The organism is Xenorhabdus sp. XBWT (assembly GCF_059072735.1).
Map to the genome: position 1 here is coordinate 2,600,360 of NZ_CM180990.1, position 17,416 is coordinate 2,617,775.

The 17,416-nt window shown below is 43.5% G+C and carries 11 protein-coding genes; 10 read left to right on the forward strand and 1 reads right to left on the reverse strand.

All coding sequences use genetic code 11. The features are described 5' to 3' along the window. Positions 1-37: 37 nt before the first annotated feature. Complete coding sequence (gene upp, locus AC5JQI_RS11310; protein ID WP_493912232.1) at positions 38-664, reverse strand: uracil phosphoribosyltransferase; 627 nt, start codon at positions 662-664, stop codon at positions 38-40. 226 nt (positions 665-890) lie between these two features. Between upp and purM the strand changes: the two genes are divergently transcribed. The 10 genes from purM to mdtC all read left to right on the forward strand — a co-directional run bounded on the left by purM (position 891) and on the right by mdtC (position 17,408). Then, positions 891-1,934: a phosphoribosylformylglycinamidine cyclo-ligase gene (gene purM / locus AC5JQI_RS11315; RefSeq protein WP_493912233.1), complete on the forward strand. Its 1,044-nt coding sequence runs from the start codon at positions 891-893 to the stop codon at positions 1,932-1,934. Between the two features lie 97 nt (positions 1,935-2,031). Continuing rightward, positions 2,032-2,670: a phosphoribosylglycinamide formyltransferase gene (gene purN / locus AC5JQI_RS11320; protein WP_493912234.1), complete on the forward strand. Its 639-nt coding sequence runs from the start codon at positions 2,032-2,034 to the stop codon at positions 2,668-2,670. 426 nt (positions 2,671-3,096) lie between these two features. Next, positions 3,097-3,639 (forward strand): spermidine N1-acetyltransferase, encoded by a 543-nt coding sequence (gene speG / locus AC5JQI_RS11325; RefSeq protein WP_323855067.1) that lies wholly within the window; start codon positions 3,097-3,099, stop codon positions 3,637-3,639. Positions 3,640-3,688: 49 nt separating this feature from the next. Further along, complete coding sequence (ppk1, locus tag AC5JQI_RS11330) at positions 3,689-5,758, forward strand: polyphosphate kinase 1 (RefSeq protein ID WP_493912235.1); 2,070 nt, start codon at positions 3,689-3,691, stop codon at positions 5,756-5,758. 3 nt (positions 5,759-5,761) lie between these two features. Then, a complete protein-coding gene (gene ppx, locus AC5JQI_RS11335; RefSeq protein WP_493912236.1) occupies positions 5,762-7,294 on the forward strand; it encodes an exopolyphosphatase in 1,533 nt (510 codons plus the stop codon). 12 nt (positions 7,295-7,306) lie between these two features. Next, complete coding sequence (locus AC5JQI_RS11340; protein ID WP_237385133.1) at positions 7,307-7,471, forward strand: YfgG family protein; 165 nt, start codon at positions 7,307-7,309, stop codon at positions 7,469-7,471. A gap of 89 nt (positions 7,472-7,560) precedes the next feature. Then, positions 7,561-9,027, forward strand: a complete 1,467-nt coding sequence (mgtE, locus tag AC5JQI_RS11345) for a magnesium transporter (RefSeq protein ID WP_493912237.1) — start codon at positions 7,561-7,563, stop codon at positions 9,025-9,027. A gap of 865 nt (positions 9,028-9,892) precedes the next feature. Continuing rightward, positions 9,893-11,143: an MdtA/MuxA family multidrug efflux RND transporter periplasmic adaptor subunit gene (locus tag AC5JQI_RS11350; RefSeq protein ID WP_493912238.1), complete on the forward strand. Its 1,251-nt coding sequence runs from the start codon at positions 9,893-9,895 to the stop codon at positions 11,141-11,143. After that, positions 11,143-14,316, forward strand: coding sequence for an MdtB/MuxB family multidrug efflux RND transporter permease subunit (locus AC5JQI_RS11355; protein WP_493912239.1), 3,174 nt, complete (start codon positions 11,143-11,145; stop codon positions 14,314-14,316). Before AC5JQI_RS11350 ends, AC5JQI_RS11355 begins: the two co-directional genes overlap by 1 nt. Then, positions 14,313-17,408 carry a multidrug efflux RND transporter permease subunit MdtC gene (gene mdtC / locus AC5JQI_RS11360; protein WP_493912240.1) on the forward strand — a complete coding sequence of 1,032 codons (3,096 nt, stop codon included), beginning with the start codon at positions 14,313-14,315 and terminating at the stop codon, positions 17,406-17,408. The genes AC5JQI_RS11355 and mdtC overlap by 4 nt, the downstream gene beginning before the upstream one ends. Positions 17,409-17,416 lie beyond the last annotated feature (8 nt).

The window sequence follows — 17,416 nt, forward strand, 5'->3', positions numbered from 1 at the left end:
AACAAAAAAAAGCCGACTTTTCAGTCGGCTCAGAATATTATTTAGTGCCAAATAGTTTGTCGCCTGCATCTCCCAAACCAGGGACAATATATCCATGCTCATTAAGTCGTTCATCAATCGAAGCAGTATACAATTCGACATCTGGATGTGCTTTTTCCAGTGCAGCGATACCTTCTGGAGCCGCAACCAAAACCAACACCTTAATCATAGGACACTCTGCTTTCTTCAGAAGATCAATGGTGGCAATCATGGAACCACCTGTCGCCAACATTGGATCGACAATCAATGCCATACGTTCACTAATATCAGAAACCAATTTTTGGAAGTAAGGTACAGGTTCCAGTGTCTCTTCATCACGATATACACCAACGACACTAATCCGCGCACTTGGAATATTTTCCAGTACACCGTCCATCATGCCCAATCCGGCACGCAGGATAGGTACTACCGTAATTTTCTTCCCTTTAATCTGGTCTATTTCCACCGGACCACACCATCCTTCAATGGTCACTTTTTCAATTTCTAAATCAGCAGTTGCTTCATATGTCAGAAGACTTCCCACTTCTGAGGCCAGTTCACGAAAGCGTTTGGTGCTTATATCATGATCTCGCATCAGACCAAGTTTATGTTTAACCAGTGGATGTCTAACCTCAACGATCTTCATGAGTTTCTCCTAATATAAGCCGGCAGACAAAAAATCGCGGGATTATACCTCCTTTTTAGTATCTAGCCACTACCAATCTATTAATTTTTATCAATCATAAATATTTTTCTGCAATTTTTATCTTACAGAAAACCCATATAAAGCTATCGCAAACGTTTGCTTAGGCTGTTAGAATTATTTCCGTTCTGTTTTATTCATTAAAGTGCAACCGCCTGGGAGCTATGCAGTGACCAACAAAACCTCTCTTAGCTATAAAGATGCTGGTGTCGATATTGATGCTGGTAATACCTTAGTCAATCGTATCAAAAGTGTCGTAAAGCAGACCCGCCGCCCTGAAGTGATGGGGGGATTGGGTGGTTTCGGCGCGTTATGTGCCCTGCCTCAAAAATATCGTGAACCTGTGTTGGTTTCCGGTACAGATGGTGTTGGCACTAAGCTGCGTCTGGCCATGGATCTGAAACGCCATGACACCATCGGGATTGATTTGGTTGCCATGTGTGTCAATGACCTGATTGTCCAAGGAGCTGAACCACTTTTCTTCCTTGATTACTATGCCACGGGCAAACTGGATGTTGATACTGCCGCCAGTGTCATCACGGGAATAGCGGAAGGCTGCAAACAAGCAGGTTGTGCGCTGGTCGGAGGTGAAACGGCGGAAATGCCGGGTATGTATCATGGTGAAGATTATGACGTTGCTGGCTTTTGTGTCGGTGTCGTTGAAAAATCAGAAATTATTGATGGCAGTCAGGTTCAATCTGGTGATGCACTGATTGCTCTGGCATCCAGTGGGCCACACTCCAATGGTTATTCCCTGATCCGCAAAATTCTCGAAGTAAACCAGACAACCCCTGAAACGACCGAACTTGAAGGAAAATCTCTCGCTGATCATCTGCTTGTTCCTACTCAAATTTATGTCAAATCCATTCTGGAATTAATTGAAAAAGTTGAAGTGCATGCCATTGTACATCTCACAGGTGGTGGTTTCTGGGAAAATATTCCTCGCGTTTTGCCAGAAAATACGCAGGCAAGGATCAATTCTGCGAGCTGGGAGTGGCCAGCAGTCTTTACATGGTTGCAACAAGCTGGCAATGTTAGCACCCACGAAATGTATCGCACATTTAACTGTGGGGTAGGTATGATAATCGCTCTGCCTCAATCACAAGCGGAATCGGCCATTTCATATTTGAAAGCAGCGGGAGAAAATGCATGGCAGATTGGTACAATTGCCGAACTCAACGCTGATGAGCAACCTGTCGTTATCAACGAATAAGTTTTATGCCCGATAAATTCAAGTTGCAGTTTTACCAACTGCAACTTGAAACATGAAGGGTATGTCGGTAAATGAATTCCTTCAACGAAGATAATCCATGAAAAAAATTGTCGTTCTAATATCTGGCAATGGTAGCAATCTGCAATCTATCATTGATGCTTGTCAGCAAAACCGGATTAATGGGCATATTGCAGCAGTTTTCAGTAATAATGCGGATGCTTATGGGCTGCAACGTGCTGAACAGGCAAATATTCCCACCAACTTTCTCAATCCTAAAGCATACATAGATCGTACAAGCCATGATCTCGCCTTACTCAAGGCTATTGATCAATATCAACCAGATTTAGTGGTTCTGGCGGGTTATATGAGAATTCTATCCCTTGATTTCGTACAGCACTATCATGGTCGCTTGCTTAATATCCATCCATCCCTGTTACCAAAGTATCCCGGACTGCACACCCATCAAAAAGCCATCGAAAATGGTGATAGGGAACATGGTACTTCCATTCATTTTGTTACTGAAGAGTTAGATGGTGGCCCTATTATTTTACAAGCCAAAGTGCCTATTTTTGAGGATGACAAAGAGGAAGATATTGTCGAGCGAGTCCAAATCCAAGAACATAATTTCTATCCTTTGGTTATTCGCTGGTTTCTGGATGAGCGTTTGACGATGAAAGGAAATACAGTCGTAATGGATGGATATGTTCTGCCGCCACAAGGTTACGCATCAGAATAATCCAGAGCTAACTCCTTTCCTCTTTCAAGTTGCGGTTTTACTGGCTGCAACTTGAAATCTGTCAGGCATAAAAACCGGATTAACCTCCTGTGTTAACGTATCTTGATAAGAAATTTAATTAATATATTGTGTTAAGGTAACATTGTATTAGGATTATACCTTGCTGTAAGTTGTCATCTCGGATTACTTTATTTTCTGCGATCAAATAATCTGATTAGCTATCTAAAAATATAAATCTAGCAATAATTATTTATACCCTATGGATTTCGAGATGCAGTTCTTATGTTTTGGGAACACATCCCCAGAAGCATAGCTAACTAGACCAGGCTGGCTGGAATGAGTAAACGTAGCCAACAAAACAGTCGTTGCAAGACCAAGGGTATATATTGATACCATCACTTAAAAATATTGAAGCTGAGGTACCCAATGTCCAATGGTTCAGAAAGTCCATCTGTTAACTTACGTCCTCTTGAACGGGAAGACCTCCCTTTTGTTCACCAAATTGATAATAATGCCAGTGTCATGCGTTATTGGTTTGAAGAGCCTTATGAGGCTTTTGTTGAATTATGCGATCTCTATGACAAGCATATCCATGATCAAAGTGAACGTCGCTTTATCATCGAAAGCGTAAATTCAAAAGTTGGGTTAGTAGAGATAGTCGAAATTGATTATGTCCATCGCCGGGCAGAGTTTCAAATTATCATAGCTCCGGCCTATCAAGGACAAGGCTATGCTACAGTAGCCGTTAAACTTGCGATGGAATATGCCTTTGCTGTCCTGAATCTCTACAAACTGTATCTGATTGTTGATAAAGAAAATTTAAAAGCAATCCACATATACAGTAAATTGGGGTTCTATACCGAAGGTGAATTAATCGATGAATTTTTTGTGCACGGCTCCTATCATACGGCCATTCGGATGTGTACTTTCCAACACCATTATTTTGCCAATAAGACCCGTGAATTCTAGACCAGCGTGCTGGCCCATCAAATTGAATGGAAAACCAAACGGAGTAGTAATGTCCCACGATCGTCTCTATACCGAAAAAGAACTCAGCTGGCTCTCTTTCAACGAACGTGTACTTCAGGAAGCGGCTGATAAAAGTAACCCGCTGATTGAAAGAATGAGGTTTTTAGGGATCTACTCCAATAACCTTGATGAGTTTTACAAGGTTCGCTTTGTCGATGTAAAACGGCGCATTCTTATCAGTGAAGAACAGGGTTCAGCGACCAGCGCCCGCCAGCTATTGAGAAAAATTCAGTCCAAAGTCGCCAAAACTGATCAGGAATTTGATGATCTCTATAACGATCTGCTGCTGGAAATGGCCCGTAATCAAATTTTTCTGATTAATGAACGGCAAATATCCCCGAATCAACAAATCTGGTTACGGCAATATTTTCGCCAACATTTGCGACCGCATATTACGCCAATTGTCATTAATTCAGAAACCAACCTGGTTGAGTTTTTGAAGGACGATTATACCTATTTGGCTGTTGAAATTATCCGTGGGCAAGAAACACAATATGCTTTACTGGAGATCCCATCGGATAAAGTCCCTCGTTTCGTCAACCTGCCACCAGAAATGCCCCGCAGACGCAAATCAATGATATTACTTGATAATATTCTGCGTTATACACTGGATGAAATTTTCAAAGGATTCTTCGATTACGATGCTTTAAACGTTTACTCCATGAAAATGACCCGTGATGCCGAATACGATCTGGCAACAGAAATGGAGTCCAGTCTGATGGAACTGATGTCTTCCACACTGAAACAAAGACTGACGGCAGAGCCGGTGCGGTTTGTCTATCAGCGTGATATGCCTGACGAAATGGTAGAGCTTCTGCGCAGTAAACTGGGACTGTCCAATGATGACTCGGTAATTGCAGGTGGCCGCTATCATAATTTTAAAGACTTCATTAAATTCCCCAATGAAGGAAACCGGAATCTCCTGAACAAACCCATGCCACGATTGCGCCATACTTGGTTTGATCATTTCCGTAACGGTTTTGATGCCATACGGGAGAAGGATGTCCTGCTTTATTACCCTTACCACACTTTCGAACATGTGCTGGAATTGCTACGTCAGACCTCTTTCGACCCTAGTGTAATCTCTATCAAGATTAATATTTATCGCGTTGCAAAAGATTCACGCATTATTGACTCCATGATCCATGCAGCGCATAACGGTAAGAAAGTCACTGTTGTGGTGGAATTACAGGCACGTTTTGATGAAGAAGCCAATATCCATTGGGCAAAGCGATTAACCCAAGCGGGCGTGCATGTTATTTTTTCTGCTCCCGGCCTGAAAATTCACGCTAAGCTATTCATTATTTCCCGTCTTGAAGGGGACAAAATTATCCGTTACGCCCATATCGGCACGGGAAATTTCAATGAAAAAACTGCGCGTTTATATACCGATTATTCTCTGTTGACCGCAAAGCCCGAAATCACCAATGAAGTGCGCCGGGTATTTAACTTTATTGAAAATCCTTATCGCCCGGTCACATTTGAAAATTTAATGGTATCACCCCAAAATTCACGGGCCATGCTCAATCGATTGATTACTCAGGAAATCGAAAATGCACAGGCAGGAGAAGTGGCCGGTATTACTTTAAAAATCAACAACCTTGTTGACAAAGAGTTGGTAGATCGACTTTATGACGCCTCAGAAGCTGGCGTCAAAGTTCGTATTCTGGTGCGGGGCATGTGCTCTCTGATTCCGAATCAATCAGGTTTTAGTGAAAACATCCACGTCACCAGCATTGTGGATCGGTTTCTGGAACACGATCGAGTTTACGTTTTCACCAATAAAGGCGATGAAAACATCTTCCTTTCATCGGCTGACTGGATGACCCGTAATATCGATTACCGTATTGAAGTTGCGGTTTGCCTGCTTGATCCTATGTTAAAACAACAAGTTATGGACATCCTTGAATTGCAGTTCAATGATACCGTCAAAGCACGCTATATCGATAAAGAATTAAGCAATCGCTATGTTCCACGGGGAAATAAGCGTAAAATCCGCGCTCAAATTGCGATTTATGATTATCTGAAAAATCGTGAACAACCGGAACCAAGAGCCTGATTTATGCCGTTGAAACACGACACCCCTATGCCCAAACCTCAAGAAATTGCCACTATTGATCTGGGTTCTAATAGTTTTCATATGGTAATCGCCCGTATCGTTAACGGTGCACTACAGGTTATTGGACGTTTAAAAAAACGGGTTTTCCTTGCGGATGGTTTAAACAGTAAAAACGAATTAAGCGAAAAAGCCATAAACCGTGGCTTGGCTTGTCTTTCCCTATTTGCGGAACGATTACAGGGGTTTTCTGCTGATAATGTTTGTCTGGTCGGAACCCATAGCTTACGTGAAGCCACCAATGCGCAAGAATTTTTAAAACGTGCAAAAGAAGTTATCCCCTACCCGATTGAAATCATCTCAGGCCATGAAGAAGCCCGCCTGATTTTTATGGGTGTTGAACATACCCAACCGGAAAAAGGCCGGAAATTAGTGATTGATATTGGTGGTGGCTCTACGGAACTGGTTATCGGTGAAGATTTCGAACCACTCTTAATCGAGAGTCGCCGCATGGGTTGTGTCAGTTTTGCCCGCCAATTCTTTCCTGATAATGTGATCAATGAACATAATTTCCGTAAAGCACGCCTTCAGGCAGCCCAAAAGCTAGAAAATCTTGTCTGGCAATTTCGCACGAAAGGCTGGGATTTTGCTTTAGGCGCATCGGGAACAATTAAAGCTATCCATGAGCTATTAGTGGAATTGGGCGAGAAAGATGGCCTGATCACGCCAGAACGACTCAATATGCTGGTGAAACGAGTCCTGAAATATAAAAATTTCAAGGCGCTGGATCTGCCGGGAATTTCTGATGACCGCAAGCAGACTTTTGTTCCCGGCCTTTCAATCTTGTGTGGTATTTTCGATGCCCTGCATATTGAGGAATTACACCTGTCTCAAGGTGCTTTAAGGGAAGGTGTACTTTACGAGATGGAAGATCGATTCCGTCATCAGGATATTCGCCAAAGAACCGCCAAAAGTCTTGCTGAACACTATAATATCGATCGTGAACAAGCCGACCGAGTTTGGAGTACCGCCAAAAATCTTTATGGGCAATGGGCAGGACAAAACCCCAAACGGGTGCAACCACAACTGGAATCTATTCTATTGTGGGCAGCCATGCTACACGAAGTCGGTTTAAGCATTAATCTCAGCGGGTTACAACGCCATTCCGCTTATATACTGCAACATACTGATCTGCCGGGATTTAACCAAGAACAACAATCATTGCTGGCAACACTGGTACGCTATCACCGCAAGGCAGTGAAAGTGCATGAGCATCCCCGTTTCTATCTGTTCAAGAAAAAGCAGTATCTTCCTATACTTAAGATATTACGGCTGGCAACATTATTGAATAACCAACGCCAATCTACCACAACGCCAGATACACTAAGGTTAGGAACTGATCATAGTCATTGGACACTCTACCTGCCCAAAAATTACTTAACGCAAAATGCTCTGGTGCAACTTGATCTGGAGAAAGAACAGGATTACTGGAGTGACGTAACTGGCTGGAACTTACACATTAAAGAGGAATCGACTTAACGATCTCACGTTATGAAGAAGAAAAAGAAATCTGTTCAAATTACAAAATTGATCTTGCTTATCAGCTTTCTGATTTTATTTGGGCGTCTTATCTATTCATTCATGGCAGCTTTAGAGCATCACCAGCAAACCCAACAGCAATCGGTGGAATTACTCAGTAGCCCGAAAACAGAATAGTTGTTACAGGGGCTTTCAAGAGCAATATACCAGATTATGTTATTGTGAACGCCCTTGTTTTAGCCTATTTTCTGCTTTAAAGGTACACTATGTTACAACCGACCTTTACACCTAATAATAATGCGACTGTTGCCAATCAACATTCGCAAAAATTGGCACATGCTCGCCAACACCTGTTCTCGCTGTTCATTAATGATGAGCTATTTGTTGACACGTTATTAGGCCAAGCTGATGAATCTTCCGCCATCAGCGATGAACAGTTATTAGAGAAAATAGAGGAAGTCAGTACATTACTGCTCGACCTGCATACTGCTGATATTGCGGATATTCTGGAAGCCTTGCCCTATGACGAACGTCTCGCTTTATGGAAGCTTATCGATAATAATCAGCGCGGTGAAGTTTTGGTGGAAGCCTCCATTCCTATCTGGGACAACCTGATCAAAGACATGTCTGATGTTGAACTATTGCGCGCCATCGGCACTTTGCATGTGGATGAACAAGCGTACATAGCGGAACATCTTCCCAGAGAGACTTCACGCCGCTTACTGACCTATCTGGAGCCGAGCCAGCGCAACCGCATCCGCGAAGTATTGCAATACCACAAAGACAGTATCGGGCAGATGATGGATTTTGAGTTCGTGACAGTACGGGGAAACGTTACACTCAGTACAGTTCAACGTTTTTTACGCTCACGTGGCTCCATCCCCGAAACAACAGATAAGATCTTTGTTATTGATCGTAAAAATCGTCTTCAGGGAGAACTCCCCCTCACCACATTGCTGATCAACGTGCCGGATAAATTAGTTGCCGAAGTCATGCATACGGATACCGTGACTTTTTCGCCGGAGCAAAAAGGCGAAGATGCCGCCAGTGCATTCGAACGTTACGACTTAATCTCTGCCGCTGTGGTGGATAACAACGGGCGTTTGATGGGACGTCTGACAGTTGAAGACATTGTTGATACCTTAAATGAAGAAACCGACAACAATATACGCCGGATGGGGGGATTAAGCCGCGAAGAAGATGTTTTCGCTCCCGTTGGGCAAGCAGTCAAAACCCGCTGGACATGGCTCGCAATAAACTTGTGTACCGCTTTTGTGGCTTCCAGAGTCATCGGCCTGTTTGAACATACCATTTCTCAGCTTGTCGCCCTTGCAACTTTGATGCCTATCGTAGCAGGCATCGGTGGTAATACTGGCAACCAGACCATCACTATGATCGTTCGTGCACTGGCGCTTCACCAGATTCAAACAGGCAGCTTTTCTTATCTGATATTGAGAGAGTTTGGGGTCGCCCTGATTAACGGCATCATTTGGGGTGGAATAATGGGTGTTGTCACTTATCTGCTTTATAGTGATCTTGCTATGGGGTGTGTTATGACAATGGCGATGATACTGAACCTGCTGATGGCAGCGCTGATGGGGGTGTTTATCCCGTTTATTATGATGAAACTGGGGAGAGATCCTGCGATTGGTTCTAGCGTGATGATTACTGCCATTACGGATACTGGCGGATTCTTTATCTTTTTGGGACTGGCAACACTGTTTTTGGTCTAACTGTTTTTTGGTCTAACTACTTTTAACCTAACTAGCTTATCTGATGGTTTATTACAGATAGAGAGTGGATAGATACCGTAATGTGGTATGAAGCAATCAATGGAAGAAAATGCCGATTCAATCATCTGCCATAATAACTTCCTGTTGTGGTTAAGGTTTATAACGTACGATAAAACGATTCTAATATATCTCTAAATACAGCTACATTGGTAGAAAAGATGTACTTACACTCAATAAATTTCAAAATTCAACACTTACATCTTAAAAGTGTGAGGACAAATCTCCGAGATAAATAGGGACAACTCATCAATCAGCAATTTTAAAGATGATAAATACAGAAAGATATTAACTAATTAATATATAATAATTATTGGTTATTTCTATTTTTTATTGTTATTTTTATATTTTACTTTAAGATTTTTCTGCAATTACCTTACCTTTATACAATATTTCCTATAGCATCTTCTATTTCCTGTTTTTGATTATCAATCAAGTCACTATCCCATTCACCTGTAAAATACAGACAATCTTCCACATTATTTACATCAGTATATCTGATTGATATATCCAGGTTCAAAACCTCAAACAGGATTATAAACATAGTACATTTTACGCTCAGTTAAAACACAACACCATAACCCCCTATATTCCCTATAACACACTTTTTCATAACTCATCGCACTCCCTATCACAAAATTCATGAAAAACTCCTACCAGAAACATAACCTTTTTGACATAACCTCCATATTTTCTTCATTATTGACTAAATCTCTCTAGTTACACTAATAATATATTCTTGCATCTATTTTGGCATAAGATGCGGCATGACCGATTACCGCCACAACATTGAGAGAATGTCGAGCAAATGAATAACAAAAGCCGTTCCTATTTTTTCCGACTCGCTGCGGCGTTAGCCGTGATCGTCGTGGCAGTTTTCTTTGCGTGGAAACATTTCAACACGCCTACAACATCAGATAAAAACGAGGATTCAGAATCACAACAGAGTGCACACAATCCAGCACTGCCCCCCGTACAAGTAGCAACAACTGAAATAAAATCTGTGCCCCATTACTTGGGAGGATTGGGAACAGTTCAAGCGACAAATACAGTGACTGTAACCAGTCTTGTAGAAGGCCAGTTAATAGGCCTGCATTTTAATGAAGGGCAATATGTCAAAAAAGGAAATTTGCTGGCGGAGATCGATCCTCGCCCTTTTCAAGTTAAGTTGACGAGGGCACAGGGGCAATATGCTAAAGATCAGGCAACATTGACCAATGCTAAACAGGATTTAATTCGCTATCAGCAATTAGCAAAAAGTAAGCTGATATCTCAGCAAGATCTAGATAAACAAATTTCGTTGGTTCGTCAGAGCGAAGCCAGCCTGAAAGCTAGCCAGTCTGATCTGGACGAAGCAGAATTGCAATTGGCTTACAGCCGCATCACTGCGCCTATTTCTGGTCGTGTCGGATTAAAACGCATTGATATCGGTAATTATGTATCTGCTGCTGGAGGAACTCCGATTGTAGTCATTACGCAAGTCGATCCCATTGATGTGATATTTTCCCTGCCTGAAAATGATATCAGCGCAGTCCTGAAAGCTCAGAAAGACCGTGAAAATGTCAATGTCATCGCGTGGGATCGCAATAATCAACTACAATTGGCACAAGGTAAGTTGCTCAGTATTGATAACCAAATTGATGTCACCACTGGCACAATCAAGATGAAAGCGCAGTTCAATAATCAAGACAACGTGCTATTTCCTAATCAATTCGTCAATATTCAGATGAAAATTAACACACTTGAAAATGCTGTTGTGATCCCCAGTGCTGGGTTGCAAATCGGGAGTATTGGTCATTTTGTCTGGAAAGTCGATAAAGAAAATAAAGTCAGCAAACATAAGGTCGTTCCCGGGTTGCAAAATAGTCAATTTGTAGTTATCAGCGGCGGTTTGTCGGCGGGTGACCGTGTTGTCACCGACGGGATTGACCAATTGACCGAAGGTGCAAAGGTCGAGATTGTAAAACCGCTGGCAGCTAACTCACTTGAGGCCACAAACGATAAGACCAATTCAGCAAAATCAAATAATCAACAAAACGACGAAGTGGAGAATCCGTAATGCAACCTGATTCTCCGATAACAGGCGGGGGGCCATCCCGCCTGTTTATACTGCGGCCCGTCGCCACGACACTATTTATGATTGCGATATTATTGGCAGGGTTCATCGGGTATCGGATGCTGCCCGTTTCTGCTTTGCCACAGGTGGATTATCCGACTATTCAGGTGGTAACCCTCTATCCCGGCGCTAATCCAGATGTAATGACGTCTATCGTTACAGCTCCGCTGGAGCGCCAGTTCGGGCAAATGTCCGGCTTAAAACAAATGTCATCCCGAAGTTCTGGTGGTGCTTCGGTTATTACACTGGTATTCCAGCTTTCATTGCCATTGGATGTCGCAGAGCAGGATGTACAGGCGGCGATTAACTCCGCCAGTAATCTATTGCCTGACGATTTACCCTATCCGCCAATCTACAGCAAGGTTAACCCGGCTGATCCCCCTATCTTGACGCTGGCCGTAACCTCTGATGCCCTGTCCATGACGCAGGTGCAAGATATGGTGGAAACCCGCGTAGCCCAGCGTATTTCTCAGGTCAGTGGTGTTGGTTTGGTGACACTGGCTGGAGGGCAACGCCCCGCTGTGCGCGTGAAATTGAATGCTCAGGCCATCGCTTCTCAAGGCTTAGACAGTGATATGATTCGCTCCGCCATCATGAAGGCCAATGTGAATTCAGCAAAAGGTAGTTTTGATGGGCCGACACGCTCAATTACCATTTCATCCAACGATCAGATGAAATCTATTGATGATTACCGAAATTTAATTGTGGCATATAAGAATGATGCCCCGATTCGTTTGCGTGATGTTGCCACTATCGAGCTGGGTGCTGAAAATAACAAATTGGGCGCATGGGCCAATGAAAAACCCGCCATTGTCATCAACGTTCAACGCCAGCCCGGCGCAAATGTTATTGAGACAACAGATAATATCCGTAACATGCTGCCAGAATTGATCAGCAGCCTGCCCAAATCAGTCAATGTTGAAGTACTGACCGACCGCACTGTCACAATCCGTAATTCGGTCAAGGATGTTCAATTTGAACTGTTGCTGGCCATCGCGCTGGTTATCATGGTGATTTACCTGTTTTTGCGCAATACTACTGCAACTTTAATCCCGAGTGTTGCTGTACCCCTTTCTTTGATGGGTACTTTCGCTGTTATGTATTTTTTCGGTTTTTCCGTCAATAACCTCACACTAATGGCATTGACTATCGCAACAGGCTTTGTGGTGGATGATGCCATCGTCGTTATAGAAAATATTTCCCGCTATATTGAACGGGGAGAAAAACCTCTCGCGGCTGCGCTAAAAGGGGCGGGAGAAATTGGCTTTACGATTATCTCTCTGACTTTTTCATTGATCTCTGTACTGATTCCATTACTGTTTATGGGGGATATTGTCGGTCGTCTATTCCGGGAATTCGCTATCACTCTGGCTGTGGCAATTTTAATTTCTGCCGTTGTGTCACTAACGTTAACACCTATGATGTGCGCAAGAATGTTAAAAGCCGAAGCTGAAATTAAACATAATCGCTTCGAACAAGCCTGTGAACGTTTCTTTGAACGTATGATCGAGATATATGCTGTTTTTCTGAAACGTGTGCTGAATCATCCTTGGATGACGCTCGGTGTCGCATTCGGGACGATGGTTTTGACCGCTCTGCTCTATGTCATGATCCCCAAAGGATTTTTTCCCTTGCAAGACAATGGGCTGATTCAGGGGACACTGGAAGCACCGCAGTCCATTTCATTCAACGCAATAACGGATAAACAGAGGCAGGTTACAAGCCTGTTATTGCAAGATCCTGCCGTGGATAATATTACAACATTTATCGGTGTTGACGGTAACAACCCAACCCTGAATAACACCCGTATCCAAATTACGCTGAAGCCTCTCAGTCAACGTGATGAGCGCATTGATGCAGTTATTCCACGTTTACAGGCCCGTGTTACCAGCGTACCTAACGTTACATTGTATTTGCAACCGACACAGGATTTAACTATTGATACACAAGTATCCCGCACGCAATACCAATTTACATTGCAGGCTACCTCCCTTGATGAACTCAGTGTCTGGGTACCTAGATTGCAAAACGCCCTGAAACAGCGATCTGAACTGGCAGATATCGGCAATAACTGGCAGGATCAGGGGTTAGTGGCTTATCTTAATGTGAATCGTGATTTGGCCAGTCGGTTTGGGATCTCCATGGCAACAGTGGATAGTGCGTTGTATAACGCATTCGGTCAGCGTTTGATTTCAACCATTTATACTCAATCAAATCAGTATCGAATCATTCTTGAGCAGGATACGAAAAAAAATTCAGGGCTGGACGCACTCAATAACCTCTATCTGACGGGAAGTGATGGCAAAATGGTACCATTTAATACCATTGCCACCATCGAACAGCGACTGGGACATTTGTCTATCAACCATCTGCAACAGTTCCCTTCTGCCACTTTTTCGTTCAATGTTGCGAAGAATTCGTCCCTTGAACAAGCGGTTAATGCAGTTCAGGAAACAGAACGGGCGATTAAGATGCCAAAAAACATAATCACACAATTCCAAGGGGCAACACTGGCATTCCAAGATGCGCTCAGTAATACTCTTTGGCTGATTTTGGCTGCTGTCGTTGCGATGTATATCGTCCTTGGCATATTGTATGAAAGCTTTATTCATCCCGTCACAATATTGTCTACTTTACCTACAGCGGGTGTTGGCGCCTTACTGACCTTAATGATTGGCGGATATGAATTAGACATTATCGCCATCATAGGGATTATTCTTCTGATCGGTATTGTGAAGAAAAATGCCATCATGATGATAGATTTCGCATTGGCAGCAGAACGTGAGCAAGGTATGCCTCCTTATGAGGCCATTTATCAAGCTTGCTTGTTACGTTTCAGACCCATATTGATGACAACCATGGCTGCACTATTGGGTGCTTTGCCGCTGATGCTCAGCACCGGTATTGGCGCAGAATTGCGCCGTCCATTAGGGGCCAGTATGGTGGGAGGTCTGATCATGAGCCAGATCTTAACGTTATTCACAACTCCCGTTATTTATCTACTGTTTGATCAGTTAGCGAACCATTTCCGAAAAAATAAGCAAAATGATCAGGAAACTCCGTCCAATCCAATAAGTCTGGATAAATCCTCTGCCAATCATCGGGAGTCGCTGTGAAATTTTTTGCACTATTTATCCAGCGGCCGGTTGCTACAACATTGCTGAGTTTAGCCATCACCCTGTGTGGTGCACTCAGCTTTATCTTGTTGCCCGTATCACCATTGCCGAAAGTCGATTTTCCTGTAATTACAGTTAACGCCTCTCTGCCCGGTGCATCACCCGAAACTATGGCATCTTCTGTAACAATGCCGTTAGAACAAGCATTAGGTAGAATTGCAGGGGTAAAAGAGATGTCGTCCACCAGTTCGCTGGGAACCTCTTTCATTTATCTGGAATTTGAACTGAACCGGGATATTAATGGTGCTGCTCGGGATGTTCAGGCAGCCATTAATGCGGCGCAAAGTTTGTTACCTTCTGGTATGCGAGACAAGCCGAGATATTATAAAGCTAACCTGTCAGATGCTCCGATCATGCTCCTGACCCTCACTTCAGACAGCTATAGCGAAGGGCAGTTATATGATCTTGCTACCACCAGACTGGCACAGAAGCTTTCCCAAGTAGAAGGCGTCAGTAAAGTCAGAGTCAATGGAAGTTCATTACCGGCAATACGTGTTGAATTGAACCCCAATGCCCTCTTCAATCAAGGCGTTTCTCTTAACGATGTCAGCAACGCTATCAGCAATGCCAATGTCAGGAGTCCGACGGGTTATATTGATTCAGATAAACAAAGCTGGCAATTGCACACCAATGACGAGCTGAAAACAGCAGACAGCTATCGCTCCATTATTGTGCATTATAATAATGGCGCTCCTGTTCGTTTGCAGGATGTCGCAAATGTTAAGAACTCCGTTGAGGATATTCGGGCAGCCGGTATGTCCGGCAATAAATCTGCGATTGCCATTGTTATCCGCCGTGAAGCAGGTGCGAACATCATCGCAACTATTCAGCGTATCCGAGAGCAACTTCCCATCCTGCAAGAATCTCTGCCTGCCAGTATTCAGTTGAACATTGCGCAAGATCGCTCGCCAACTATTCGTGCTTCCCTGCAAGAAGTCGAGCGCGCTCTTGCCATTGCCGTTGCTTTGGTCATTCTGGTGGTATTCCTGTTCTTACGTTCAGGCCGCGCTACCCTGATCCCCGCGATTGCGGTTCCGGTATCACTTATTGGCACCTTTACCGCCATGTATTTGTGCGGTTTTAGCCTGAATAATCTTTCATTGATGGCATTGACCATCGCCACAGGATTTGTCGTTGATGACGCCATTATTGTACTGGAGAATATATCCCGTCATCTCAATGCCGGACTAAAACCAATGCAAGCCGCCCTCAAAGGGGTCAGAGAAGTCGGATTTACAGTACTTGCCATGAGTCTGTCTCTCATTGCCGTGTTCATACCTCTTGTATTGATCGATGAACTGCTTGGTCGATTGTTTCGGGATTTCGCGGTTACACTCGCCACCGCGATTGGCATTTCATTGTTGGTTTCTCTGACGTTAACCCCAATGATGTGTGCTCATTTACTCAAACCATCACCAATAAAATCGCAGAAACAGAAGCGGGGAGTCGGTAAGGTATTGTTGAAACTTCAACAAGCTTATGGACGCTCACTGAAATGGATACTCAATCATACGCGTTGGGTACTACTGACACTGGTCGGCATTATCGCCCTGAATATCTGGCTTTATATCAGTATTCCCAAAACCTTTTTTCCTCAACAGGATACCGGGAAGATGCTGGGTTTTATCGTTGCTGATCAAAGCATTTCATTCCAATCTATGCGCGAAAAAGTAAAAAGCTTTATGCAGATAGTCGATGCCGATCCGACCGTGGACAATGTCGTGGGATTTACGGGGGGTGACAGTATCAACACAGGTTTTATGTTTATTGCTCTGAAACCGCTTGAAGAGCGCACTGAAAGTATCCAACAAGTCATCACTCGTTTAAGAGGCAAACTCACCAATGAGGCTGGAGTCCGTTTATATTTAGTTCCTGTTCAAGATCTCAGATCCGGGGGACGCGGGGCTAAATCTACTTATCAATTTAGTTTGTTGTCCGATGATTTTGGTGAATTACGTAAATGGAGTCCTATAATCAAGAGAGCGTTGGAAAAACTGCCTCAGTTGGTGGACGTTAACTCAGATGAAGACGAAGATGATAAAGGTGCTGAGATAGCGATTACTTATGATCGTGATGTCATGGCGCGTTTGGGGATCAATGTCTCTGATGCCAATAAGTTACTCAGTAATGCTTTTGGGCAGCAACCTATCTCCACAATTTATCAACCATTAAATCAGTACAAGGTGGTAATGGAGGTTGCTCCGCAATATACCCAAGATCCCAGCACACTGGAAAAAATGTTTATTATCAATGCCAAAGGAGAACGTATTCCGCTTTCCTACTTTGCTCGCTGGCGTCCTGACAATGCACCGCTGGATGTATACCACCAAGGGCTTTCAGCTTCCTCTACCATTGCTTTTGATGTTGCACCAGGGTACACGCTGTCCGATGCAATCAGTGCGATAGAAAGAACAATGACAGAATTGAGTGTACCTTCAGCAGTGCGCAGCTCTTTTGCAGGTACTGCACAAGATTTTCAGGATAGTGAACGTTCCCAATTGCTGGTGATTCTCGCAACTATCGTGACGGTTTATCTGGTTTTGGGAGTACTGTATGAGAGTTATATTCATCCGCTGACAATCCTTTCCACCTTACCTTCTGCCGGGGTGGGAGCTTTACTGGCACTGGAGTTGTTCAATACACCATTTAGCCTAATTGCGATGATTGGAATTATGCTGCTGATAGGTATTGTCAAGAAAAACGCCATTATTATGGTAGATTTTGCCCTTCAAGCACAGAGAAACGGTAAACTCAGTGCTCAAGAGGCAATATTTCAGGCCTGTTTATTGCGTTTCCGGCCGATAATGATGACGACTCTTTCTGCTTTGTTTGGTGCCTTGCCTTTGGTATTGAGTAATGGGGATGGCGCTGAGTTACGCTTCCCATTGGGTATTACTATTGTCGGAGGATTGGTAATGAGTCAACTTCTCACGCTATATACCACTCCTGTTGTGTATTTATTCTTTGATAGGTTACGTGAAAAAAAGCGCAATCATCGGGCAGCAAAAACTCAACTCACTAAGACATCATGAAATTTATG